The organism is Nocardioides abyssi (genome assembly GCF_030412915.1).
Taxonomy (GTDB): Bacteria; Actinomycetota; Actinomycetes; order Propionibacteriales; family Nocardioidaceae; genus Nocardioides; species Nocardioides abyssi.
This window is the reverse complement of the sequence record NZ_JAUHJR010000002.1, coordinates 750,835-774,538: the sequence shown is the minus strand read 5'-3', so window position 1 is coordinate 774,538 and position 23,704 is coordinate 750,835. Positions and strand designations below refer to the sequence as shown.

Sequence of the window (23,704 nt, the reverse complement as noted above, 5' to 3'; positions counted from 1 at the left end):
GGGCCGAACCTACGTGGGCGCGCCGACACCCACCAACCGGGGCGTCGCTGGGGCCGCCTGCCAGACTCCCCCGCCATGACGACCGCGCGCACGGTCCCGGTCACGACCGAGATGGACGGCGACGAGCTCGACGCCGAGGACGCCTGGCACCTGGCGCGCCACCACGGGCTGCGACGGGTGGCGGTCGACTCCTTCGTGCGGTTCCGGTACGGCGACGGGTTCACCAACAGCCGCGCGCTCGCCCTGCAGGCCTGCCTCGCGGTCGTGCCGTTCCTGCTCGCGCTGACCGGGCTCACCGCCGACCTCGACCGGGAGCGGCTCGCCGAGGTCGTCGCCCTCACCGTCCAGCAGGTCTCGCCCGGCCACGGCGGCGGGGACGCGCTCGCGGGTGCGGTCGCCGGCGGCGAGAGCAGCGAGGACGCCGGCGAGCTCGCCCTCGCGCTCGGCCTGCTGCTGTCCCTGGTCTCGATGGCGACCGCGATGGGGCAGGTCGAGCGCGGCACCAACCGGATCTACGGCATCCGCCGCGACCGGCCCGCCCTCCACAAGTACGGCCGGGCTGCGGTGCTCACCGCGCTGCTGGCCGTGCCGGTCGGGCTCGGCTTCCTGCTGCTCGTCGCGGGCGGCGCGTTCGGGGACGCCATGGTCGAGGTCTACGGCTGGTCGGCGGGCACCGACCTGGCCTGGGACATCGCCCGCTGGCCGCTCGGGATCGTCCTGCTCGTCGTGACGATCGCGGTCCTGCTCGACCACGCGCCCCGCCGCCGGCAGCCGGCGCTGTCGTGGCTGGCGCTCGGCTCGGCCACCGCCGTCGCGGTCAGCCTGCTCGCGGCGGCCGGCCTGGCGGCGTACGTCCGGCTCAGCGGGTCGTTCGGCGAGACCTACGGGCCGCTCGCCGGGATCATGGCGCTGCTGCTGTGGTCGTGGCTGAGCGCGACCGGGCTGTTCTTCGGGACCGCGGTCTGCGCGCAGCTCGAGGCCTACCGCGCCGGCGAGCCCGACCCGGCGTACGACGACCCCGGCCGCCCGCACGGGCGGGCGGTCCGGGACCTCTGAGCTGCGGCTACGCCTTCTTCGCCGCGGCCTTCGTCGTCTTCTTGGCGGCGGCCTTCTTGGTGGTGGTCTTCTTCGCGGCCGTCTTCTTCGCCGGGGCCTTCTTGGCCGCCTTCTTCGCGCCCTTCTTGGCCGGACCGCGCTCGCGCCGCTCGGCGAGCAGCTCGGCCGCGCGCTCGATCGTGATCGACTCGACCGAGTCGTCCTTGCGGAGGGTGGCGTTGTACTCGCCGTCGGTGACGTACTCGCCGAACCGGCCGGACTTCACCACGACCGGCTGCCCGGACACGGGGTCGTTGCCGAGCTCCTTGAGCGGCGGCGCCGCGGCGGCACGGCCGCGCTGCTTGGGCTGGGCGTAGATCCGCAGCGCCTCGTCGAGGCCGATGGTGAGCAGCTGCTCCTCGGAGGTGAGCGTGCGGGAGTCGGTGCCCTTCTTCAGGTAGGGCCCGTAGCGGCCGTTCTGGGCGGTGATCTCCTCGCCGTCCTCGGCGGTGCCGACCACCCGCGGGAGCGAGAGCAGCTTGACGGCGTCCTCGAGCGAGATCGTGTCCAGGGACATCGACTTGAACAGCGAGCCGGTGCGCGGCTTGGCGCTCTTCGGCGCGTCCTCGGGCAGCACCTCGGTGACGTAGGGGCCGTAGCGGCCGTTCTTCGCCACGACCTCCAGGCCGGACTCGGGATGGCGGCCGAGCTGGATCTCCTCGCCGGCGGGGTTGGCGAAGAGCTCCTTGGCCTTCTCCAGTGTCAGCTCGTCGGGGGGCAGGTCGTCGGGCACGTTGGCGCGCTTGCCGGCCAGGCTCCCGTCGTCGTCGCCCCCGTCGGTCGGGACGGCCTCGAGGTAGGGGCCGTAGCGGCCCACCCGCAGGTGGATGCCGGAGTCGTCGCCGCCAACCGGGAACGTCGCCAGCTCGCGGGCGTCGATGTCGCCGAGGCCGTCGACGAGCTTCTTCAGCCCCTCGACGTCACCGGAGCCGAAGTAGAACTCGGCGAGCTCGGTCTTGCGGTCCTTGCGGCCGGCCGCGATCTCGTCGAGCACGTCCTCCATCTGGGCGGTGAACTCGTAGGAGATCTGCCGCGGGAAGTGCTCGACCAGCAGCCGGATCACCGAGAAGGCCAGCCACGCCGGCACGAGCGCGTTGCCCTTCTTGTAGACGTAGCCGCGGTCGATGATGGTCTTGATGATCGAGGCGTACGTCGACGGGCGGCCGATCTCGCGCTCCTCGAGCTCCTTGACCAGCGTGGCCTCGGTGTAGCGCGCGGGCGGCTTGGTCTCGTGGCCGGCGGCGGCCAGCGAGGCGGCCGACAGCGCGTCACCCTCGGTCAGCACCGGCAGCCGGGTCTCGGCGTCGTCCTTCTGCCCGCCGTCGTCGGTGCCCTCGACGTACGCCTTGAGGAAGCCGTGGAAGGTGATCGTGCGACCGCTGGCGGAGAACACGACGTCCTCGCCCGTCGCCGCGGTGCCGCCGATGCGGACCGAGACCGACTGGCCAGTGGCGTCCTTCATCTGCGAGGCGACGGTCCGCATCCAGATCAGCTCGTAGAGGCGGAACTGCTCACCGGTCAGGCCGGTCTGCCCGGGGGTGCGGAAGGTGTCGCCCGCGGGACGGATCGCCTCGTGCGCCTCCTGGGCATTCTTGACCTTGCCCGCGTAGGTGCGGGGGGCGTCGGGGAGGTACTCCGCGCCGTACAGCTCGCGCACCTGCGAGCGCGCCGCCTCGATGGCGCCCCCCGACAGCGTCGAGGAGTCGGTGCGCATGTAGGTGATGAAGCCGTTCTCGTAGAGCCGCTGCGCGACCGACATCGTCACGCTGGCGCTCATGCCGAGCTTGCGGCTGGCCTCCTGCTGCAGCGTCGTGGTGCGGAACGGCGCGTAGGGCGAGCGGCGGTAGGGCTTGGACTCCACCGAGCGCACCTCGAAGGTGCTCTCCTGCAGCGCCGCGGACAGCGCCTCGGCGCGGGCGCGGTCGAGGTGGACGACCTTCGCGCCGTCCTTGAGGACGCCGTCCTGGGTGAAGTCCGAGCCACGGGCCACGCGGGTCTCGTCGACCGAGTGCAGCTTGGCCGGGAACATCCGCTGGTCGTGCTTGGCGCCGGCGTCGAAGGTGGCGTCGATGTCCCAGTACGACGCCACGTGGAAGCGCATCCGCTCGCGCTCGCGGTCGACGACCAGGCGGGTCGCCACCGACTGCACGCGGCCGGCGGACAGGCCGGACATGACCTTCTTCCACAGCACCGGGCTGACCTCGTAGCCGTAGAGGCGGTCGAGGATGCGGCGCGCCTCCTGGGCCTCGACGAGGTCCATGTCGAGCTCGCGGGGGTTCTCCGCGGCGGCCAGGATCGCGGGCTCGGTGATCTCGTGGAAGACCATCCGGCGCACCGGGATGCCCTTGGGCTTCAGCTCGTCGAGCAGGTGCCAGGCGATCGCCTCGCCCTCGCGGTCCTCGTCGGTGGCGAGGAACAGCTCGTCGGCGTCCTTGAGCAGCGACTTGAGCTTCTTGACCTGGTCCTTGGAGCGCTTCGGGACGACGTAGTGCGGCTCGAAGCCGTTGTCGACGTCGACCGCGAGGCGGCCCCACGGCTTGTCCTTGATCGCGGCCGGGGTGTCGGCGGCGGACTGGGGCAGGTCACGGATGTGGCCGATCGAGGACTCGACGACGTACCCCTGACCGAGGTAGCCCCCGATCTTCTGGGCCTTCGCCGGGGACTCGACGATCACCAACTTGTGTGCCACGGACCTGTCATTTCCTCACGTTGCCGGGTGGATCCCCGCGCTCGCGGGGCTCACGGCCCATCACGGTAGCGCGTGGTGGCGACCTCGCCGCCTCGGCGGCCCCCGCCCCGGACCCTCAACGTTCGGTGGCCTCCCCCCGTCATCAGGGGGACAGTGAGACCTGGACGGACAGGAGGGCCGCGTGGTGGGTGGTTCACCGGGGGCTGGCACGACCGACGACTTCGGCGACTTCGTCGCGGCGCACCAAGGGGCGTTGCTGCGCCTGGCGCACGCGCTGACCGGGGACCCGCACGACGCGTGGGACCTGGTGCAGGAGACGCTCGCCCGGCTCGGCGAGCGGTGGTCGGGGCGGCGCCCCGACGTGCCGGAGGCGTGGGTGCGGACCGTGATGGTCCGGCTCAACATCGACCGCATCCGGCGCCTGCGCCGCGAGCTGCTGCTGCTCGGTGGCGGCGGCGACCGGGCCGACGCCCCGCCGGCGCTCGCCGGTGAGGCCGAGGGCTGGCTCGTCGAGGCGCTCGCCACGCTGAGCCCCCGCCAGCGCACCGCGCTCGCGCTGCGCTACGTCGAGGACCTCGACGTGCGCGGCATCGCCGAGCGGATGGGCTGCTCGGAGGGCACGGTCAAGAGCCAGCTCTCCCGCGGCACCGAGCGGCTGCGCGAGCACGCCCGCCACCACCTCCCCACCGTCCAGGTCGCCGCCCGAGGGAAGGACGCAGTGCGATGAACGAGACCTCCGAGCGAGACCCGCTCCTCAGCGACGCCTACGACCGGCTGGCCGGGGCGACCCACGCCCCCGCCGACGGCCCCGCCCGCGTGCAGCGCCGGATCGCCGTACGCCGCCGGCGACGCCGCGTCGCGACCGGCCTGGCCGTCGCGGTGGCGGTCGGCGGGACCACCCTTGCCGCGGTCACCACCGGCGGGGAGCCCGACCGGGCCGTCGACGCGGCCTCCGAGCCGCCGCCGAGCCCCCTCACGACCACGCTGGCCGACGGGTCGACGTACGCCTTCGAGGGCATCGAGGTGACCTGCGAGGACGGCCTGCTCGTCGCGCAGAACGAGCAGCAGCTGACCGGCAGCGGCGACGAGGCGCGCCTGGCCGAGCCCTTCATCTACCTCGAGGTCCGGCCCGACCAGGTCACGCCGGGCGAGAGCCTCACGCTCCCGGTCGACGGGCCCGGCAGCTCCGACACCTACCCGGTGCTGCTCTTCTTCGCCCTCGAGGACCGGCCCGGTGGCCCGCCCGAGCGGCGCGCCAACGAGCTCTCCAGCGCGTCCATGGGGTCCAGCGGCACCGTCCGCGTCGACGAGGCCACCTGCGGTCCCGAGCCGCGGCTCGCGCTGACCGTCGACGCGGTGCTCGGGAGCGAGCTGGAGAACCGTGCCGCGATGCCGCTCAGGGGCGAGCTGCGGTGAGGAACCCCTCCTTCACGAGCTCGCCGACCACCGGCAGGTAGGTCGCGCGGGTCTCGTCGGGGTCGCGGTCCAGCAGCTGGGCCACGGCGTCGAGGATCTGGCCGACGGTCAGCTCGCCGTCGCAGGCACCCACCAGGGCGGCCTCGACGGTGTCGACCTGCCGGGCGCGGCGCAGGCCGCGCTGCTGGCGTAGCACGATCGTCTCGGGGTCCTCGACGCCCACCGGGCCGGTGGTCTCCTGGCGCACGTCCTCGCGGGTCGTCAGCCGCGCGTCGGCACCGACCCCCGCCGCCAGCACCGGGCCGGCGTCGCCCCAGGCGCCGATGGCGGGACCGATGGGCTGCTCGACGTCGTACGGCCAGTCCAGGAAGGTGCGCCGGCTCGCGCCGGGCCCGACCTTGTGCAGGTTGACCCAGCCGAAGCCGATCGCCTCCACGCCCTGGTCCTCGAACCACGACAGCCACGTGTCGTAGCGCACGAGGTAGTCCGGGGCACCGTGCTGGCCGGCGTCCTTGAGCCACAGCTCGACGTACGCCGCCGGGTCGAGGACCTCGCGCTGCACCACGAGCGCGTCGCAGTCGTCGGCGACCCACGGGGCCAGCCGCTCGTCCCACGGGCGGCCGTCGACGATCGCCCAGTTGGCGAGCACCTGGCACCAGCCGCCGTCGGCGAGGTGGGCCGGCGCGGCGCGGACGATGTCCTCGACGACCCGGTCACCGGGCAGGCCGGAGTCGCGGTAGACCAGCCGCTCGCCGGTGGCCGGGGAGATGACGAACGGCGGATTGGTGGCGACGAGGTCGAACAGCTCGCCGGCCACCGGCTCGAAGTAGGACCCGTCCCGCACGTCGATGCGGTCGGCCACCCCGTTGAGCGCGGCGTTGAACCGGGTCACCCACAGCGCCCGGCGGTTGACGTCGGTCGCGACCACCTCGTCGGCATGGGTCGTCAGGTGGAGCGCCTGCACGCCGCAGCCGGTGCCGAGGTCGAGCGCGCGGCCGACCGGCTCGCGCAGGGTGAGCTGCGCGAGCGACGTCGAGGCCGGGCTGATGCCGAGCACGTGGTCGGCCCCGACCGCCTGCGGGCCGCCGTCCAGGCCGGGGGTCAGGTCGCTGACCACCCACAGGTCGCGGCCGTCGGCGGCGTACGGCCGGACGTCGAGGCGCGCGGCGACCTCGCCCACCGTCTGCTCGACCAGGCCCTCGGCCGCCATCCGCTCGACCAGGTCGGGCAGCGCGCGCTCGGCCGCGGCCAGCTCGACCGGCGTCTGGAGGAGGAAGAGGCGGACCAGGGTCTCCAGCGCGGACCCGCCCTGGGTGCGGCGCAGCCCGGGCGTCGTCTCGTTGCGCCCCAGCGCCTCGTGGGCGCGCGGGCCGAGCAGCTCGGCGACCGCGTCGTAGGTGAAGCCGGCGACGGAGAGCGCCGCGCGGAGGCGGGCCGGCAGGTCGGAGGTGCTCATCGGATCGAGCCTAGGGCCTGGACGGGCCATCGCCGCCACCCGAGAGCACTACCCGGGTGGGTCGTCCGGACGGTCGGACCTGGTCGGCGACATGGCCCGGACGGACTAGTCCGTTCGGGCCATGTCCGGTCAAAGAGACCTCCTACCTCCGCGGCGAACCCCTAGGTTCCGAGCCCTGGGGGGAACCAGGGCGCGCTCGACGCGCTGCACAGACACGTCCGGTCGGGAGCCGGGCGTCCGATGGGGAGGAATCCCGCATGCCCACGCACCACCGCGCGCTCAGCGCGCTCGCCACCACCGCCCTGCTGTCCTCGGGCCTCGCGCTCGGGACCGTCGTGCCCGCCCAGGCCGCTCCGGCCCAGCCGTCGCCGATCGTCCAGCCGCAGGACAAGGGCCTGGGCGACCTGGTCGCACTCATCACGAACCCGGTCCTGAACCTCCTCTCGGGCGTTCCCGGCGTCGGGCAGGCCGTCTCGGTCACCAAGCCCGTCGTCGACAGCGTCCTGGGCATCCTCAACCTCGACATCGTGTGGCTCTGCGACGGCAGCGTCATCCCGGGCTCCGAGGGTTTCTGGACCTTCGTGCCCACGGAGGCGCAGGCCGGGTGCGAGCTCGCCGCGAAGACCATCGCCACCGTGCTCGGCGTACCGATCTCCGGCATCACCCGGGTGATCGAGATCCCGCTCTCGAGCATCCCCGGCCTGCCCGGCTCCGTGAAGGCCCCGGTCGCGACCAAGGCGGTCACGATCCCCACGACGGCGAAGGTCGGCGCGCCGGTCTCCGCGACCGCGCCCACCTGGGACGACTCGGGCGAGGTCAAGACCGTCACCACCTACCAGTGGCTGCGGGCCGGCACCGCCATCCCGGGCGCCACGCTGGCGACGTACACCCCCACTGTCGAGGACCTCGGCAAGGCCATCTCCGTGCAGGCCACCGGCACGCGCGAGAAGGCCCCGCAGCCGACCGTGTCGACGAGCTCGCCCGTCACCGTCACGCAGGGCGACGCCCCGACCGCGACCGTGGCCCCGTCGATCGCCGGCACCCCGAAGGTCGGCGAGACGCTGACCGTCAACGCCCCGACCTGGTCGGGCACCGGGACGACGGCCAACGGCTACCAGTGGCTGCGCGACGGCCAGCCCGTCACCGGCGCGACCGCGACGACCTACGTCCTCACCGAGGCCGACGCCGGCAAGGCGATCACGGTCAAGGTCACCGGCAAGCGCACCGGGTACGCCGACGGCACCGCCACCAGCAGCCCGGTCACCGTGACCGCGGACGACAAGCCGCTCACCCCGACCGTCGCCCCGTCGATCGCCGGCTTCGCCGAGGTCGGCCGCACCCTGACCGCGAGCCCCGGCTCGTGGACCGCGCCGGACGCCGAATTCACCTACGTCTGGCGCCGCGGCGGTGTCGCGATCCCGGGCGCCACGCAGCCGACGTACGTCGTGCAGGTGGCCGACATCGGCTCGCGCCTGACCGTCGAGATCACCGCGGTGGCGACCGGCTTCACCGAGGGCGCCGCCACCGCCAGCACCGCCGGCACCGTCGCCCGCCTGACCTCGACGACCGGGGTGGCGCTCGCGAAGAAGACCGTCAAGAAGGGCCAGAAGGCCAAGCTGACCATCACCCTCCGCTCGGCGGGTGCGGCCCGCACCGGCCAGGTCCGGATCTTCGACGGCAAGCGCCTCGTGCGCACGCTGTCGGTCAACGGAAAGCGCTCGGTCAAGCTGCCGAAGCTGGGCGTCGGCAAGCACCGGATCAAGGTCACCTACGTCGGCTCGCGCACCACCGCGCCGTCGACGTCGAAGGTCGTCGTGCTGAAGGTCGTCAAGAAGAAGAAGTGAGTCGTCCGGGTCGGTCCGCCGGTCCAGACCACCGGGGGCATGCGGGCGTTCCGCGTGTCCCCGGTCACGCTCCGCCGTACGGTCGCGAGCGGAGGAAGCAATTTCCGGCGCCTGGGAGGGCGCCGACATGGGAGGGAAACATGCAGTCGTACCAGCGCGCCCTGGGCGCCGTCGCCACCGCGTCACTGATCAGCACCGGCCTCGTCGCCGGGTCCGCCGTCACCCCGGCCCACGCCGTGCCGCCGGCCCCCGCATCGGCCCTACCGGGACTGCCCGACCTGCCGCTGCCCGAGCTGCCCGGCGGCCTCGACCTGCTGTCGATGCTGACCAACCCGCCGAAGCTCGAGGGCGTCCCCGGCATCGGCAGCCCGCTCACGCTGCTGGCACCGGTCTTCGACCTGCTGCCGATCAACCTGCAGAAGCTGCTGTCGTTCGACGTCTCCTGGCTCTGCGACGGCTCGCTCATCACGCTGCCCGCCGGCGCCGACCCGTGGAAGTTCGTGCCCACGCAGGCGCAGGAGGGGTGCCAGATGGCCGCGAAGGTGACCACCACCGTCCTCGGCTTCCTGCCGCTGGAGATGATCACCGGCGCGCTGCAGCTGCCGGGCGCCGAGGCGACCGCGCCGAAGGTCGTCACCGCCGCGGCCATCACCGGCACCGCCAAGGTCGGTGAGGCCCTCACCGGCGCCGCGCAGTTCGAGGACGGCGCCACCACCACCTACCAGTGGCTGCGCTCCGGCGTCCCGATCCCGGGCGCCACCGCCGCGACCTACACCGTCACGCCCGAGGACGGCCTCAAGGCGCTGACGTTCAAGGCCACCGGCGCCAAGGGCGACCTGACCACCGTCTCGACCGCCGAGGTCACCCCCGCCCTCGGCGCGGCGCCGACGAGCATCAGCGGTGCGACCGTCAGCGGCAACCCGGTCATCGGCCGCACGCTGTCGGTCACGCCCGGCACGTGGAGCGGCACCGGCCCGATGCAGTTCACCTACCAGTGGATGCGCGGCCAGCAGGCCATCTTCGGCGCCACGGAGTCGACGTACGTCGTGCAGGGCGCCGACGCCGGCCAGCAGCTGTGGGCGGTCGTCACCGGCACCCGCACCGGCTACGAGCCCGGCCGCGCCGGCACCGACCCGGTCACGGTCGCCAAGGCCAGCACCACGGTGAAGCTGGCCCTGCCGAAGAAGAAGATCGCCAAGGGCGCCAAGGGCGTCCTGAAGATCCGCCTCGCCGCCAGCGGCCTCAAGCCGGCTGGCAAGGTCACCGTGCTCGACCGCGGCAAGGCGATCAAGAACTACACCGTCCGTGCGTCCGACAACGGCGCGCGCACGGTCAACCTGCCGAAGCTGAAGCCGGGCAAGCACAAGCTGCGCGCGGTGTACGCCGGCAGCGCGACGACCGCCGGCTCGCGGTCCGCGCAGGTCGTCCTGACGGTCCTGAAGAAGAAGTAGCCCGGCCCCGGGCGCACCACTGCCCGGGCGCACCGCACGCGAAGAGCCCCCGACGCCTCAGGCGTCGGGGGCTCTTGCGTGCTGCTCGGTGCCGCTAGGGGGTGGGCGACTGGTAGGGCCGGGTCGGCTGGTCGTCGACGACTGGCCCGCCGGGCGCGTGGCCGCCGACCGGGAGGCCGGTGCCCGGGTCGGTCCTCGGGTCGGTCCTCGGGTCGGTCATCGGGTCGGTCATCGGGTCGGTCATCGGGTCGGTCATCGGGTCGGGCGCGGACGTCGGCGGCGCCGGCGGTGCGGGCGGCGGCGCGGGGTTGCCGTCGTCGTCGCCGATGACGACCGAGCGCCGCTTGGAGATCACGACGGCCACGGCGATGCCGGCGGCCGCCACCAGGGCGATGACCACCGACAGCGGACGGTTGGCGTCCTCGCCGACGTTGAGCGAGACGATCGCGCCGACGATGAGCAGCGAGACCAGGTTCATCACCTTGATGAGCGGGTTGATCGCCGGGCCGGCGGTGTCCTTGAACGGGTCGCCGACGGTGTCGCCGATGATCGTCGCCTCGTGGGCGAGCGAGCCCTTGCCGCCGTGGTGGCCGTCCTCGACGAGCTTCTTGGCGTTGTCCCAGGCCCCACCGGCGTTGGCGAGGAAGACCGCCATCAACGTGCCGGCCCCGATCGCGCCGGCGAGGAAGCCGGCCAGCGGCCCCACCCCGAGGCCGAAGCCCACGGCGATCGGCGCCAGGATCGCGAGGATGCCCGGCGTGGCCAGCTCACGCAGGGAGTCGCGGGTGACGATGTCGACGACCTTGCCGTACTCCGGTCGGCCCGTGCCCTCCATGATCCCGGGGATCTCGCGGAACTGGCGGCGCACCTCGAAGACCACCGCGCCGGCCGCCCGGCCGACGGCGTTGATCGCCAGGCCGGAGAAGAGGAAGACCACGGCCACGCCGATCAGGAGCCCGACGAGGACGTCGGGGCTGAAGACGAAGAAGCTGATCAGCCCGTCGTCCTCGGTGGGCCGGACCTCGCGCAGCTTGTCGACCGCCGTGCCGATGTAGGAGCCGAACAGCGCGCTCGCCGCCAGCACCGCGGTCGCGATCGCGATGCCCTTGGTGATCGCCTTGGTGGTGTTGCCGACCGCGTCGAGCTCGGTGAGGATCTGCGCGCCCTCCGGGCCCACGTCACCGGACATCTCGGCGATGCCCTGCGCGTTGTCCGAGACCGGCCCGAAGGTGTCCATCGCGACGATCACGCCGACGGTGGTCAGCAGGCCGCAGCCCGCGAGCGCCACCGCGAACAGCGCGATGGACAGGGACCCGCCGCCCAGCAGGAAGGCGCCGAACACGGCCGCGCCGATGACCAGCGTCGTGTAGACCGCCGACTCGAAGCCGACCGAGAGCCCAGACAGGATCACGGTCGCCGGACCGGTCAGGGAGGTGCGGCCGACGTCCTTGACCGGCTTGAACTCCGTGCCGGTGAAGTAGCCCGTCAGCGCCAGGATGGCCGCGGCCAGCACGACGCCGATGACGACCGCGACCGCCGCGATCAGGGCCGGGTTGCCGTTGGCGGCGTCGTAGCCGAAGGACTGGTCGAGCGGGCTGCCGCCGGCCGGGACGCCGGTCAGGTCCGCGAAGCTGGTCGGGAGGTAGACGAAGGACAGCACGATGCACGCCAGCGCCGCGACGCCCGCGGAGATGTAGAAGGCGCGGTTGATGGTGGTCAGGCCGTTCTCGCCGGCCCGCGGCTTGCACAGGTAGACGCCGGCCACGGCCGTCAGGGCGCCGATGGCCGGGACGAGCAGCGGGAAGACCAGGCCCTTGTCGCCGAACGCCTGCGACCCGAGGATGAGCGCCGCGACCAGCGTGACGGCGTACGACTCGAAGAGGTCGGCGGCCATGCCGGCGCAGTCGCCCACGTTGTCGCCGACGTTGTCGGCGATGGTCGCGGCGTTGCGGGGGTCGTCCTCGGGGATGTTGTTCTCGACCTTGCCGACCAGGTCGGCGCCCACGTCGGCGGCCTTGGTGAAGATGCCGCCGCCGACCCGCATGAACATCGCCAGCAGCGCGGCCCCGAAGCCGAAGCCCTCGAGGACGTCGGGGGCGTCGTCCTGGAAGAACAGCACGACGAGGCTCGCACCCAGCAGGCCCAGGCCGACCGTGGCCATGCCGACCACGGCGCCGGTGCGGAAGCCGATGTTCATCGCCGGCTCGCGACCCGTGGTCTCGGCCGCCGCCGCGACGCGCAGGTTGGCGCGGACCGCGAGCGACATGCCGAGGTAGCCAATCGCGGCGGAGAAGCCCGCCCCGAGCAGGAAGAAGACCGAGCGGAAGACGCGAACGAGCGCGTCGTCGGCCGGCAGGACGAGCAGCAGGAAGAAGGCGATGACAGCGAAGACCGCCAGCGTGCGGAACTGCCGCTGGAGGTAGGCGTTGGCCCCCTCCTGCACCGCGGTGGCGATCTCCTTCATCTTCGGGGAGCCCTCGCCGGCGGCGAGCACCTCCTGGCGGAACATCACCGCCATCGCGAGCGCGCCGAGCGCGATCAGCGCCACGACGATGACGAGGACGAGGTTCCCCCCTTCGACCGCGACGGCGGGATGGATCCCGGGCATGCGCTACCTCCTGAGCTCGGGGAGGGCCACGCCGGCGGCGACGTCGACGTGACCTGGGTCACGTTGCGGGCCGGAGTCTACGCACGCCGAGGCCCCGCTTGTCTCGTCGTGGCGTCACGACGGCGCGCCGCGGTGCGGCCGGGGGCGCCGGCTGGAGGGCAGGCGGGTGAGCAGCGGCGTACGACGCCCCGTAGGTGCCGGAGGCGCGGGAGGTGCGGCGGAGGCGCCGCGGGGGCTCCGGCGGTGGGAGCCCGGGAGGGTCAGCTGCCGGCGAGCGCGGCGTCGGCGGACTCGTGGATCACGAAGACCTTCGCGAGGCCGGTGATCCGGAAGATCTTGAGCAGACGGTCCTGGGTGCAGACCAGCTGGAGCGAGCCGTCGTGGGCACGGACCTTCTTCAGGCCGCCGACCAGGACGCCGAGGCCGGTGGAGTCGAGGAACTCCACGGCCTCCATGTCGATGACGAGGTCGTAGACGCCGGCGGCGACGAGCTCGGTGATCTTGTCGCGCAGCTTGGGGGCCGTGTAGACGTCGATCTCGCCACCGACGGCAACGATGGTCGTCCCATCGACGTCGCGCGTCGCAAGAGTCAGGTCCACGTGTTCTCCCTGAAGACTGTCGGTCGGTGGCGAATGTACGCGGTCGGCGTCCCACCCCGACACTCGGCCTGCACTATGAAACCACGCCCGGCCGAGCCGGTGCACCAAGACAGTAAAGCCGGGCGTTGTCCCCGGCCCCTGCGACACTGTGGCAGTGACCTCGACCGCCCAGCGACGCCCGCTCCCCGTGGCCGACCTGGTCGACCGGCTGGCGTCGGTGCCTGGCCGCGAGGGTCGGCTCACCCACCTGGAGACGCTGCCCGCCCGCGAGGCCGTGATGGCGGACTGGCCGGCATGGGCCGACGCCTCCGTCGTCGAGGCGTTCCGCGCCCGCGGGGTCGACCGGCCCTGGCAGCACCAGGCCGCCGCGGCCGACGCCGCCCACGCCGGGCAGCACGTCGTGCTCGCCACCGGCACCGCCTCGGGCAAGTCGCTCGCCTACCAGCTCCCGGCCCTGTCCCGCGTGCTGGCCGACCGCGGCCGTCGCGGCCAGCGCGGCGCGACGGTGCTCTACCTCGCGCCGACCAAGGCCCTCGCCCAGGACCAGCTCGCCGGCATCGCCGGGCTCGGGCTCGACGTGCGCGTGACGACCCACGACGGCGACAGCGGCCGCGACCAACGCGACTGGGCCCGCGACCACGCGGAGTACGTCCTGACCAACCCCGACATGCTCCACCGCTCGCTGCTGCCCGGCCACCAGCGGTGGGCGCAGTTCCTCGGCTCGCTCGCCTACGTCGTGGTCGACGAGTGCCACCACTACCGCGGGGTCTTCGGCGCGCACGTCTCCCACGTGCTGCGGCGGCTCCGGCGGGTGTGCGCGTCGTACGGCGCGTCCCCGACGTTCGTCCTCGCCTCGGCCACCGTCGCCGAGCCCGAGGTGGCCGCCGCCCGGCTGACCGGCCTCGACGTCCTGGCCGTCACCGGGGACGCGTCCCCGCGCGGCCAGGTGTCGCTGGCGATGTGGGAGCCGCCGTTCACCTCCTACAGTGGCGAGAACGGCGCTCCCGTGCGCCGGGCCGCCTCCTCGGAGACCGCCGACCTGCTGGCCGACCTGGTGGCCGAGGACGTGCGCACCCTGGCCTTCATCCGCTCTCGCCGCGGCGCCGAGCAGGTGGCGATGACCACCGCCGCGCTGCTCGCGGAGGTGGACCCGTCGCTGCCGGCCCGGGTCGCCTCCTACCGCGGCGGCTACCTGCCCGAGGAGCGGCGGGCCCTCGAGCAGGCCCTGCGGCGCGGGGAGATCACCGGGATGGCGGCGACGAACGCCCTCGAGCTCGGCATCGACGTCAGCGGCCTCGACGCGGTGCTGATGGCCGGCTTCCCGGGCACCCGTGCCGCGCTGTGGCAGCAGGTCGGCCGGGCCGGGCGCGGGGCGCAGGACGCGCTCGGCGTGCTCGTCGCCCGCGACGACCCGCTGGACACCTACCTCGTCCACCACCCCGAGACGCTGCTCGGCCGCCCCGTCGAGGCGACCGTCTTCGACCCCGGCAACCCCTACGTGCTCGGGCCGCACCTGTGCGCGGCCGCGCAGGAGATCCCGCTGACGGCCGACGAGCTCGACCTGTTCGGCCCCACGGCCGCGGCGGTGGTCGACCGGCTCACCGCGGCCGGGCTGCTCCGCAAGCGTCCGCGCGGCTGGTTCTGGACCGACCGCCGCCGCGCGGCCGACCTCGCCGACATCCGCTCCGCGGGCGGCCGGCCGGTGCAGCTCGTCGAGGGCGGGACCGGCCGGGTCGTCGGCACCGTCGACGCCTCGAGCGCCCACGGCACCGCCCACACCGGCGCGGTCTACGTCCACCGCGGCGAGACCTACCTGGTCTCCTCGCTGGACCTCGACGAGCACGTGGCGGTCGTCGACCGGGCCGAGGTCGACTACTCCACCTCGGCGCGCGAGGTCACCGACATCACGATCGTCGCCGAGCGCGAGTCGCGGCGCTGGGGCGACTGCCGGCTCTCCTTCGGCGACGTCGACGTGTCGCACCAGGTCGTCTCCTACCTCAAGCGCCGCCAGCCCAGCGGCGAGGTGGTCAGCGAGGAGCCGCTCGACCTGCCGGCCCGCTCGCTGCGCACCACCGCGGTCTGGTGGACCGTGCCGGAGCACGCGCTGCAGGAGGCGGGTCTGGACAAGCGCGACCTGCCCGGGGCGGCCCACGCCGCCGAGCACTGCTCTATCGGCCTGCTCCCGCTCTTCGCCACCTGCGACCGGTGGGACATCGGCGGCGTCTCGACCGCGCTGCACGCCGACACCGGCATGCTCACCGTCTTCGTCCACGACGGGCACCCGGGCGGCGCGGGCTTCGCCGAGCGCGGGTACGCCGCCGCCCGTGCCTGGCTCACCGCCACCCGCGACGCCATCCGCTCCTGCGCCTGCGACGACGGCTGCCCCTCCTGCATCCAGTCGCCCAAGTGCGGCAACCAGAACAACCCGCTCGACAAGCTCGGCGCGGCCGCGCTCCTCGACGTCCTGCTCGGGGACGGCTGACCGCTCCCGAGCGCCGGGTCAGCGCGGGAGTCAGCCGGGTCGGCCGGGTCAGCCCGAGTCAGGGGGGTCAGGGGGGGTCAGCCGGGTCAGCCGGGGCCGGCGCGGAGGTCAGCCGGGGCCGGCCCGGGCCTCGGCGGCCAGGTCGGCGACCTGGCCGAGCCACCGGGGGCCGGCCACCTCGGCGCGGACCCGGACGTCGCGTCCGTCGAGGGTGCAGGCGAGCAGGGTGGCGCCGTTGCGCTGGGCGACGTCCGCCGCCGCGGCGCACGGGCCGCCGGCCGGTCCGCCGGGTCCGACGGAGGTGGCACCGGCCAGCGCGGCGAGGTCGGCCGCGGCCTGGGCGGAGCGGTGGGCCCGGACCATGGCCGCCACCACCCCGAGGGCCGAGCCGACCAGGAGCAGCAGGGCCAGGCAGCCGACGGCGAACAGGGTGACCGACCCGGTCTCCGCCCGCGGCCTCCGGCCTCCCGCGGTCACGGCCCGTCCTGCTCGTCGAGGGCGTAGGCGGTCGCCTGCACCCGGACGGCCGGGAGGACGTCGAAGAGCCCACCGGGCCCGTCGACCCGTCCGCTGGCCTCCACGACCACCTCGCCGCCGGAGCGGCGGAGCACGACCGTGCTGCCCGGCGGCGCCACCCGCTCACCCCGGGCCACCGCCGCCGCGTCGTCGTCCCCGCGGGCGGCGGCCCGGGCGGTCTCCCGGGCGGCGTCGACCACCCGGACCTGGGCCGCACCGACCGCGAGCAACCAGACCAGCCCCGCGGTCACGGCCACGAGGGCCGGCAGCACGAGCGCGAGCTCCGCCGTGGCCGCTCCGCGCTGGTCCCGCCCGCGGCCGGTGGGGCGGCTCACCCGATGCCCAGCAGGCCGAGGACGTGGTCGAACAGCGTGGTCAGCAGCTCGTTGCCGAAGCCGCCGCTGAGCATCTTGTAGAGCAGGCCGGCCAGGCCGGCGCCGGCGGCCGTGCCCACGGCGTACTCGGCGGTCGTGATGCCGTCCTCACGACGGGGACGTCGCTGGACGGTGAGGGGGTTGCGGGTCATGCTCGCTCCTTCGTTCGGGGCCACGGTCGTGGCCGGGTGGGTCGAGGTTGGCCGGACCGGCGGGGGCGGCGCGGGCCGCGCGGCGTCCGCTGTGGACGCCGGTGCAGGACCGGGCGCTGTGGACGCGGGGCGGCTCATCGGGCCAGCTCGCCCAGCAGCCCGGCGACGAGCGGCACGATCCCGACCAGCAGGAAAGCCGGCAGCAGGCAGAGCCCGAGCGGCACCGCGGCGCGCACGCCGACCGTGCGGGCGCGGTCCTCGACCTCTCCTCGGGCCCGGGCGGCCAGCTCGTCGGCGAGCCGCTCGACGGTGGCGACGACCGGGGCGCCGGTGGCGTGCGCGCGGGCCAGCGCGCGTCCCAGGGGCGCGAGCTCGCCGTCCTGCCCGAGCCCGGCCCACACGGTCGCCGGGTCGACGCCGAGCGCGAGCCGCGCCGACGCGGTCGCCAGCCGGTCCGCCGCCGGCCCGGGCAGCGCCCGGCACACCAGCTCGACGGCCTCGCCCGAGGCCGCACCGGACCGCAGCGCGGCCGCCAGCAGCGTGACGACGTGGGGCAGCTCCCGGCGGACCGCCTCTCGCCGGCGGCGTACCTCCGGCGGCTCGGCCCGGGTGAGCACCACCCAGGCGCCCACAGCCGCCGCGACGCCGGCGACGGGGGCGCCCACCCCACCCACGAACAGGTACGCCGCCACGCCGCTCAGCAGCGCCAGGGCGGGCCGTTGCCGGCGCATCCAGCCCGTCTCGGCGACCGCGGCGGCGACGGGCTCGGCCGCCGGCAGCCGCTCGCGGGCCGGTGGCAGCAGGGCTGCGGCGATCGCTGCGGCACCCACCGCGAGCAGGCCGGTCACGTCGCGCCGTCCACGTCGCGGGCGATGGCCTCGATCCAGGCCAGCCCCGCCCAGCCGAGCGCCAGCCCGGCGGCCAGGCAGGCCAGCCCGACGGGGTGGCCGAGCAGGAAGCCCCACGGGTCGCCCCCGGCGCCCGAGCCCATCAGCAGCGCGAGGACCGGCAGGCACGCCACGAGCCGGGCGGTCGCTCGCGCCGAGGCGAGCTCGCCGCGGACGATCCGCCGGGTGGCGTGCGCGGCCCGCAGGTCGGCGGCGACCCGGTCGACCGCGTCGGCCAGCCCCTGGCCGGTGCGCGCCGCGACCTGCCAGGCCGCGGCGACCAGCCGGAGGTCACGCGCGCCCGGTCGCTCGGCGGCCGACCGCAGCGCAGCCGGCACGTCCGCGCCCATCCGGTGCGCGGCAGCCACCGGCCCCAGCGGCGGCCACCCCTCGGCGGCCCGGTCGAGAGCGGCGGCTGGTGGCTGCCCGGACGCGAGCTCGGAGGCCAGCTGCTCGCAGGTCTCCAGCACGTGGTCCCCGGTGGCCAGGGCCTCGGCCCGGCGGCGCCGGGTACGTAGCAGGCCGCGGGCACCGAGCCCGGTTCCCAGCGCGATCAGCGCCAGGACCGTCGTGGTGGGCCCTGCGCCCAGCACCAGGAGGAGGGCGGCGGTGGGCGCGGCCAGCCCGAGCGGCACGAGCCGACGCGGTCCGGCGTCCTGCGCTGCAGGGCCAGGAAACATAGGCGGACGCGCCGGGGCGGGCACGACCAGGAGGACGGCGAGCCCGGCCGCGACCGCGGCCACGACGGCTGCCGACCCCGGGCCGATCACGTCGCGCTCCGGCGGTCGAGGAGCTGCTCGAGCCGCTCGGCGCCCGGCCCCGCCCGGACCACCCCGGCGGCGTCGACCTCGACGGCCGGCTCGAGCGCGACGGTCCCGTCGGCGAGCCTCGTCGTCACCGCCACCTCGGCGAGCCGGCGCCGACCACCGCGGGGGCGCACGAGGTGCAGCACGACGTCCACGGCCGAGGAGAGCTGGCTGTGGGCGGCCGCCCGGTCGAGGCCGCCGGCGAGCGCGAGCGCCTCGACGCGTGCGGCGACGTCGACGGCGGAGTTGGCGTGCAGGGTGCCGCAGCCGCCGTCGTGGCCGGTGTTGAGCGCGGCGAGGAGGTCGACGACCTCGGCCCCGCGCACCTCCCCCACGACGATGCGGTCCGGACGCATCCGCAGCGCCTGCCGGACCAGCGTGCGCAGGTCGACCGCGCCGGCTCCCTCGACGTTGGCCGGCCGGGCCTCGAGCCCGACGACGTGCGGGTGGTCGGGCCGCAGCTCGGAGGAGTCCTCGACGACGACGAGCCGCTCCCGGGGCTCGACCAGCGCGAGCAGCGCGGCGAGGAGCGTGGTCTTGCCGGTGCCGGTGCCGCCCGTGACGAGGAACGCGAGCCGCGCGTCGACCACCGCCCGCACCAGGCGGGCGGTCTCGTCGGTGAGCGTGCCGGCGGCGACGAGCTCGGCCAGCGTGAACGTCCGGCCGCGGGGCACGCGCAGGGAGATGGTGGTCCCGGGTCGCGCCACGGGCGCGAGCACGGCGTGCAGCCGTGACCCGTCGGCGAGGCGGAGGTCGACGTGCGGGACGGCGTCGTCGAGCCGCCGGCCGCCGAGGGCGGCCAGCCGCTGCGCGAGGCGGCGCACCGCGGCGTCGTCGGCGAACCGGACGTCGGTGCGCTCGAGGCCGTCGCCGCGGTCGACGTACACCGCGTCCGGGCCGTTGACGAGCACGTCGGTGACGTCCGGCAGGCGCAGGAGCGGTTCGAGCGGACCGGCGCCGAGCACGTCGCGACGCAGCAGGTCGTGGACGGCGAGCACCGTCGCGTCGCCGACCGGACGACCGGCAGCGCGCAGCGCCTCGGCGACCCGGTGCGGGGTGAGGTCGCCCGGCGTGCGCGCCAGCCGCTCGCGCACCGCGTCGACCAGCTCGGCCTCGACCTGGGCGGCGGCAGCCTGCGGGGCCGCCGTGGGCGGGCTCACGCCGCCACCACCGACGCCGACGGCCCGGCGATGGCGAGCCGCTCCAGGACCGCAGCGGCCGCGCGGCCCAGGTGGCAGCGCGGCGAGCGCACCGGGCCGAGACCCAGGTCGATGGACTCGTGCAGCCCGCGCTGCGAGGGGACCGCCGCGACCACGGGGACACCGCAGACTGCGGCGACCTCGCTCGCGGTGATCCCGCGGCCGCGGACCACGAGGCCGACCCGGTCGCGGTCGGGCAGCCGGGCGCAGAGCCGCGCGGCCGAGGAGACCCCGGCGACGTCGGGCCGCACCACGACGAGCACCTGGTCGCACCGCGGCAGCACCTCGTCGGTGATGGACCCGGGGAGCCCGTCGAGCGAGCGGGGCAGGTCGACGACGACGGTGTCGTGGCCGCGGCGGGCCGCGGAGACCACCTCGCGGACGGCGCCCGGCTGGAGCGGGTGGGTCGAGCCGGCGTACCACCCCAGCACCCCGAGCCCGCCGCGCCGCGGCAGCGCCTCGCGCAGGGCGCGACCGCTCAGCCGTCCCGTGGTGCGCGCGAGGGCGTCCCAGCGGAACCCCTCGACGCCGTCCAGCCCCAGCACCCGGTCGACGCCCGGCCCCAGCGGGTCGGCGTCGACGACCAGCGCCCGCCCCGACCGGGCCGCGACCTGCCCGAGCGCGCAGGCGAAGGTCGTCGCCCCGGCGCCGCCCGAGCCACCGAGCGTCCCCACGACGACCCCCGGCGTGGACCCGCCCTCGCCGACGTCGGTGAGCAGCTCGGTGACGCGTGGGGCCGCGTCGGGCAGGCCCAGGACCGACTCGACCCCGACCGCCACCGCGTCGCGGTAGGCCGGCTCGCCGGGCGTGCCCCAGGTCACGAGGTGCGCGGCGGGCCGGCGCGCGGGGGCCAGGTGGGCCAGCTCGGCGGCGAGGTCGGCACCGACCAGCACCAGCGGTGGCCCGGTCCAGCGGCGCAGCGCACCGGCCGCATCGGTGGCGGTCTCCACCTCGACCCCGGCGGCCGCGGCGAGGCGACGCAGGTCGTCGAGGAGGGCGGGGTCGGAGGTCGCGAGGAGGGAGGGCTGCATGCCGGGAACCGTTCCCGGCCGCACCGACGACCCCGGGTCGTCACCGGGCGGGGTGTGGACAACCGCGACCGACGGGCTCCTGTGCACGGTCACCGGGCCGGGAGGGGCGCCCTACGATGGCGCCATGTCCCGCCCCACCGCGGCCTTCTTCGACCTCGACAAGACGATCATCGCGAAGTCGAGCACGCTCGCGTTCAGCAGGCCGTTCCAGGCCGGGGGGCTGATCTCGCGGCGGGCGGTGCTGCGCTCGGCGTACGCCCAGTTCGTCTACCTCGTCGGCGGCGCCGACCACGACCAGATGGAGAAGCTGCGGCACTTCCTCTCCCAGCTCGTCGGCGGCTGGGACGTCGCGACGGTCCGCGAGATCGTCGCCGACACGCTGCACCACGTCGTCGACCCGCTGGTCTACGACGAGGCCGTCTCGCTGATCGAGGAGCACCGCCTCGCCGGCCGCGACGTCGTCATCGTCTCCACCTCCGGCAGCGAGGTCGTCGAGCCGATCGGCGAGATGCTCGGCGCCGACCACGTCGTGGCGACCCGGCTCGAGATCGTCGAGGGCCGCTACACCGGCGAGATCGAGTACTACGCCTACGCCGAGGAGAAGGCCATCGCCGTGCGCCAGCTCGCGGAGGAGCGCGGCTACGACCTCGCCGAGTGCTACGCCTACAGCGACTCGATCACCGACGTGCCGATGCTGGAGGCGGTCGGCCACCCGTACGCCGTCAACCCCGACCGCGACCTGCGCAAGGTCGCGAACGCCCAGGGCTGGCCGGTGCTGGTCTTCGTCAAGCCGGTCGCCCTGCGCTCCCGCGTGCCGCTCCCGCCGGCCGGGCCGACCCTCGCGGCGCTCGCCGTCGGCGGGCTCGCGGCCGTCGGCGGGGTGCTGTGGGCCAACGCCCGCAAGCGGCGACTCGAAGCCTGATTTCACCTGCCTTCTTCACCTGGTTGCTCACCTGGCCGATCCCCCGGCCGCTCACCTGCACGGACGCTCGTCGAGCGCCCGTCGGTGCCGCCCCGGGGGACGGGGGGACGCTCATCAGGCCGCGGATGTCAAGGGTTGATCGGGCTCGCGGACCGGCGTACAACGGAGAGCAAGAACTCCACAGACGTACACGGGGACCGAGGTACCCACGCGGCGATCCACCCTTTTTCAGGGCGCTGGCACTCGGAAGACTTCCGCGGCAGCAATTGAGATGCACGCTTGGTAGCCATGATCCACGTGTCCAGCGGTGGCACTCGAGTCGATCAGGATTCGGGTGCCACCTGCATGTGGTGGGTCGGGTGGGTCGGTTGTCCACAGGTTGGCGGCCGGTCGCGGGGTAGTCCGTGACGTTTCGCAGGCGATCCGGCCGAAACACCTGCCGAACGTCACGGACTACCCCGCCCGACGGCAGGTCTCGAGACGGCGCTGGCGCGACTTCTCACCAGGCGGGAGGTCAGTCGCGCAGCGGGCTGGCGTCGGCGCCGGCGGCGTACGCCTCGGGGGCGTAGAGCAGCCAGGAGTGGACGCCGTTGCGGGTGCCGCCGGCGTACCCCCGCAGGTTCGACTCGTACGCCGCGCGGTTGGCGAGGTGGCCGGCCTCCGGCACGACGAGTGACTTCTCGTCGACCCCGCGGGCGACCAGCACGAGACGCTCGACCGCGCGGGCGACGATCCCGTTGTGGGACGGGAAGGCCGCGACGGAGACCAGGTCGGCGTGGACGACGGCGGCGAGCAGCAGCGCGGGGGCGGAGGTGGTGCTGGTGAGCAGCGCGGCGACGTCGCGCAGCCGGGCCGCGGCCTCGCCGCTGCGGGGGCGGCCGAGCTCGTCGTCGGGGAGCGTGCCGCGGGCGGCGAGGGCGTGCAGCCGGGCGAGGGCCTGCAGCGGGGAGCGGGCGAGCAGCGGGGAGAGGCCGAGTAGCTCGGTGGAGACGCGGACGGCGTCCTGGGCGATGGCGTCGCCCTCGCCGGCGCGGACCTGGTCGAGCGTGGAGGTGGAGCCCTCGAGCACGGCGCTGGCGTGCGCCCCGCGCAGCAGCGACTCGCCGGTCGTCTCGGGCGAGGTCTTGCGCAGCCCGCGGTCGCGGAGCATGACGTCGATGCCGTCGCGCGCCGCGGCGTACGCGGACGGCACGCCCTCGAGGGACACCAGCCAGGCGAGGGGATCGGCGGTCACGGCCAGAAGCGTACGCAGCCGGTAGCCTCGGCCCGATGGCAGACCAGTCCCCCGCGACCAGCCCGTCGTCCGGTGCCGCGACCGGTCCCGGGCGCTCCTTCGGCGGCGTCGTGGACGCCTACGACCGCGGTCGCCCGTCGTACCCCCGCGAGGCGGCGGCGTGGTTGGCCGGCACCGAGGCGTGCACCGTCCTCGAGGTGGGCGCCGGCACCGGCAAGCTGACGGCGGTGCTCGCCGGGCTCGGCCACGACGTCCACGCGACCGAGCCCGACCCGGCCCTGCTGGCGGTCCTCAAGCGCGACCTGCCCGACATCCCTGTGAGCGAGTCGCCGGCCGAGGACCTGCCGCTGCCCGACGGGTCGGTCGACGTGGTCGTGGCCGCGCAGAGCGTCCACTGGTTCGACCACGAGCGGGCGCTGCCGGAGATCGCGCGCGTGCTGCGCCCCGGCGGGCGGCTGGCCCTGGTCTGGAACGTCACCGACACGCGCATCCCCTGGGTGCGCCGCCTCGGCGCGCTCCTCGGCACCCAGGAGCACCAGGACGAGCCGGCCGCGCCGGTGGTCACCTCCCCGCACTTCGGGTTCGTGGAGGAGGCGTCGTTCAAGCACTGGCAGGTCGTGGACCGCGAGTCGATCCGCGACCTCGCGCTGTCGCGGTCCAACATCGCCACGCTGGCCGAGCCGGAGCGGGCGGAGAAGGTCGCCGAGGTGGTGGCGTTCTACGACGACTACGGCCGCGGGATGGACGGCATGCAGCTGCCGTACGTCGCCCGGTGCTTCCGCGCGACCGTCGTCCGCGACGACGCGTCGTCCGGCAGTGCGGGGGCGGACGAGGAGCCGGAGGGCGCGCGCGACCCGATGACCGACACCATCTCCGACGGCACCGACACCGACATGCTCCTCATCGACTTCCGCTGACCTGGTCGGCGGACGGGCGGACGGGG

20 protein-coding genes are annotated in these 23,704 nt (G+C 74.7%); 8 read left to right on the top strand and 12 right to left on the bottom strand.

Annotated features, from left to right (window positions below; translation table 11 throughout):
* Positions 1 to 75: 75 nt before the first annotated feature.
* Entirely contained in the window at positions 76 to 1,056 is a 981-nt protein-coding gene (locus QWY29_RS08775; RefSeq protein ID WP_300960332.1) for a YihY/virulence factor BrkB family protein, read from the top strand.
* 7 nt (positions 1,057 to 1,063) lie between these two features.
* On the opposite strand, the gene topA is transcribed toward QWY29_RS08775, so the two are convergent.
* Positions 1,064 to 3,784, bottom strand: a complete 2,721-nt coding sequence (gene topA, locus QWY29_RS08770; protein ID WP_300960331.1) for a type I DNA topoisomerase — start codon at positions 3,782 to 3,784, stop codon at positions 1,064 to 1,066.
* A gap of 181 nt (positions 3,785 to 3,965) precedes the next feature.
* On the opposite strand from topA, the gene QWY29_RS08765 reads away from it, so the two are divergent.
* Both QWY29_RS08765 and QWY29_RS08760 read left to right on the top strand, forming a co-directional pair.
* Positions 3,966 to 4,511 carry a SigE family RNA polymerase sigma factor gene (locus QWY29_RS08765; RefSeq protein ID WP_300960330.1) on the top strand — a complete coding sequence of 182 codons (546 nt, stop codon included), beginning with the start codon at positions 3,966 to 3,968 and terminating at the stop codon, positions 4,509 to 4,511.
* Positions 4,508 to 5,200, top strand: coding sequence for a hypothetical protein (locus QWY29_RS08760; protein WP_300960329.1), 693 nt, complete (start codon positions 4,508 to 4,510; stop codon positions 5,198 to 5,200). The genes QWY29_RS08765 and QWY29_RS08760 overlap by 4 nt, the downstream gene beginning before the upstream one ends.
* Here QWY29_RS08760 and QWY29_RS08755 read toward each other — a convergent pair.
* The gene (locus QWY29_RS08755) at positions 5,181 to 6,656 is read right to left on the bottom strand and encodes a N5-glutamine methyltransferase family protein (RefSeq protein WP_300960328.1); all 1,476 of its coding nucleotides are present in this window, start codon (positions 6,654 to 6,656) and stop codon (positions 5,181 to 5,183) included. The two genes, QWY29_RS08760 and QWY29_RS08755, sit on opposite strands and share 20 nt — an antisense overlap.
* 257 nt (positions 6,657 to 6,913) lie before the next feature.
* Here QWY29_RS08755 and QWY29_RS08750 point away from each other — a divergent pair, with 257 nt between their 5' ends.
* Positions 6,914 to 8,500, top strand: coding sequence for an Ig-like domain repeat protein (locus QWY29_RS08750; RefSeq protein WP_300960327.1), 1,587 nt, complete (start codon positions 6,914 to 6,916; stop codon positions 8,498 to 8,500).
* 140 nt (positions 8,501 to 8,640) lie between these two features.
* On the top strand, positions 8,641 to 9,951 hold the full coding sequence (locus QWY29_RS08745) for an Ig-like domain repeat protein (RefSeq protein ID WP_300960326.1): 1,311 nt from the start codon (positions 8,641 to 8,643) through the stop codon (positions 9,949 to 9,951).
* Positions 9,952 to 10,045: 94 nt separating this feature from the next.
* Here the strand turns inward: QWY29_RS08745 and QWY29_RS08740 are convergent, their stop codons facing one another.
* Positions 10,046 to 12,559 (bottom strand): sodium-translocating pyrophosphatase, encoded by a 2,514-nt coding sequence (locus QWY29_RS08740; RefSeq protein ID WP_300960325.1) that lies wholly within the window; start codon positions 12,557 to 12,559, stop codon positions 10,046 to 10,048.
* A gap of 260 nt (positions 12,560 to 12,819) precedes the next feature.
* The gene (locus QWY29_RS08735) at positions 12,820 to 13,158 is read right to left on the bottom strand and encodes an anti-sigma factor antagonist (protein WP_300960324.1); all 339 of its coding nucleotides are present in this window, start codon (positions 13,156 to 13,158) and stop codon (positions 12,820 to 12,822) included.
* Between the two features lie 154 nt (positions 13,159 to 13,312).
* Here QWY29_RS08735 and QWY29_RS08730 point away from each other — a divergent pair, with 154 nt between their 5' ends.
* On the top strand, positions 13,313 to 15,640 hold the full coding sequence (locus tag QWY29_RS08730; RefSeq protein WP_300960323.1) for a DEAD/DEAH box helicase: 2,328 nt from the start codon (positions 13,313 to 13,315) through the stop codon (positions 15,638 to 15,640).
* A gap of 108 nt (positions 15,641 to 15,748) precedes the next feature.
* On the opposite strand, the gene QWY29_RS08725 is transcribed toward QWY29_RS08730, so the two are convergent.
* The 7 genes from QWY29_RS08725 to ssd form a co-directional block, all read right to left on the bottom strand.
* The gene (locus tag QWY29_RS08725) at positions 15,749 to 16,117 is read right to left on the bottom strand and encodes an Rv3654c family TadE-like protein (RefSeq protein WP_300960322.1); all 369 of its coding nucleotides are present in this window, start codon (positions 16,115 to 16,117) and stop codon (positions 15,749 to 15,751) included.
* On the bottom strand, positions 16,114 to 16,491 hold the full coding sequence (locus QWY29_RS08720; protein WP_300960321.1) for a TadE family type IV pilus minor pilin: 378 nt from the start codon (positions 16,489 to 16,491) through the stop codon (positions 16,114 to 16,116). The genes QWY29_RS08725 and QWY29_RS08720 overlap by 4 nt, the downstream gene beginning before the upstream one ends.
* Positions 16,488 to 16,682, bottom strand: coding sequence for a DUF4244 domain-containing protein (locus QWY29_RS08715; protein WP_300960320.1), 195 nt, complete (start codon positions 16,680 to 16,682; stop codon positions 16,488 to 16,490). The genes QWY29_RS08720 and QWY29_RS08715 overlap by 4 nt, the downstream gene beginning before the upstream one ends.
* A 134-nt stretch (positions 16,683 to 16,816) precedes the next feature.
* Entirely contained in the window at positions 16,817 to 17,530 is a 714-nt protein-coding gene (locus QWY29_RS08710) for a type II secretion system F family protein (RefSeq protein ID WP_300960319.1), read from the bottom strand.
* On the bottom strand, positions 17,527 to 18,204 hold the full coding sequence (locus QWY29_RS08705) for a type II secretion system F family protein (protein ID WP_300960318.1): 678 nt from the start codon (positions 18,202 to 18,204) through the stop codon (positions 17,527 to 17,529). The genes QWY29_RS08710 and QWY29_RS08705 overlap by 4 nt, the downstream gene beginning before the upstream one ends.
* A gap of 131 nt (positions 18,205 to 18,335) precedes the next feature.
* Positions 18,336 to 19,535, bottom strand: a complete 1,200-nt coding sequence (locus QWY29_RS08700) for a TadA family conjugal transfer-associated ATPase (protein ID WP_300960317.1) — start codon at positions 19,533 to 19,535, stop codon at positions 18,336 to 18,338.
* Complete coding sequence (gene ssd / locus QWY29_RS08695; protein ID WP_300960316.1) at positions 19,532 to 20,605, bottom strand: septum site-determining protein Ssd; 1,074 nt, start codon at positions 20,603 to 20,605, stop codon at positions 19,532 to 19,534. The genes QWY29_RS08700 and ssd overlap by 4 nt, the downstream gene beginning before the upstream one ends.
* Positions 20,606 to 20,729: 124 nt before the next feature.
* Here ssd and QWY29_RS08690 point away from each other — a divergent pair, with 124 nt between their 5' ends.
* Complete coding sequence (locus QWY29_RS08690; RefSeq protein ID WP_300960315.1) at positions 20,730 to 21,527, top strand: HAD family hydrolase; 798 nt, start codon at positions 20,730 to 20,732, stop codon at positions 21,525 to 21,527.
* A 514-nt stretch (positions 21,528 to 22,041) separates the two neighbouring features.
* On the opposite strand, the gene QWY29_RS08685 is transcribed toward QWY29_RS08690, so the two are convergent.
* Positions 22,042 to 22,761 (bottom strand): Fic family protein, encoded by a 720-nt coding sequence (locus QWY29_RS08685; protein WP_300960314.1) that lies wholly within the window; start codon positions 22,759 to 22,761, stop codon positions 22,042 to 22,044.
* 35 nt (positions 22,762 to 22,796) lie between these two features.
* Here QWY29_RS08685 and QWY29_RS08680 point away from each other — a divergent pair, with 35 nt between their 5' ends.
* Positions 22,797 to 23,678: a class I SAM-dependent methyltransferase gene (locus QWY29_RS08680; RefSeq protein ID WP_300960313.1), complete on the top strand. Its 882-nt coding sequence runs from the start codon at positions 22,797 to 22,799 to the stop codon at positions 23,676 to 23,678.
* Positions 23,679 to 23,704: the final 26 nt, after the last annotated feature.

What these genes read in the sequence shown, in the direction of transcription:
- QWY29_RS08775 (WP_300960332.1), top strand. Translation starts at nt 76, where the DNA reads ATGACGACCGCGCGCACGGTCCCGGTCACGACCGAGATGGACGGCGAC.
- QWY29_RS08760 (WP_300960329.1), top strand. Translation starts at nt 4,508, where the DNA reads ATGAACGAGACCTCCGAGCGAGACCCGCTCCTCAGCGACGCCTACGAC.
- QWY29_RS08755 (WP_300960328.1), bottom strand. Translation starts at nt 6,656, where the DNA reads ATGAGCACCTCCGACCTGCCGGCCCGCCTCCGCGCGGCGCTCTCCGTC.
- QWY29_RS08750 (WP_300960327.1), top strand. Translation starts at nt 6,914, where the DNA reads ATGCCCACGCACCACCGCGCGCTCAGCGCGCTCGCCACCACCGCCCTG.
- QWY29_RS08745 (WP_300960326.1), top strand. Translation starts at nt 8,641, where the DNA reads ATGCAGTCGTACCAGCGCGCCCTGGGCGCCGTCGCCACCGCGTCACTG.
- QWY29_RS08740 (WP_300960325.1), bottom strand. Translation starts at nt 12,559, where the DNA reads ATGCCCGGGATCCATCCCGCCGTCGCGGTCGAAGGGGGGAACCTCGTC.
- QWY29_RS08715 (WP_300960320.1), bottom strand. Translation starts at nt 16,682, where the DNA reads ATGACCCGCAACCCCCTCACCGTCCAGCGACGTCCCCGTCGTGAGGAC.
- ssd (WP_300960316.1), bottom strand. Translation starts at nt 20,605, where the DNA reads ATGCAGCCCTCCCTCCTCGCGACCTCCGACCCCGCCCTCCTCGACGAC.
- QWY29_RS08690 (WP_300960315.1), top strand. Translation starts at nt 20,730, where the DNA reads ATGTCCCGCCCCACCGCGGCCTTCTTCGACCTCGACAAGACGATCATC.
- QWY29_RS08680 (WP_300960313.1), top strand. Translation starts at nt 22,797, where the DNA reads ATGGCAGACCAGTCCCCCGCGACCAGCCCGTCGTCCGGTGCCGCGACC.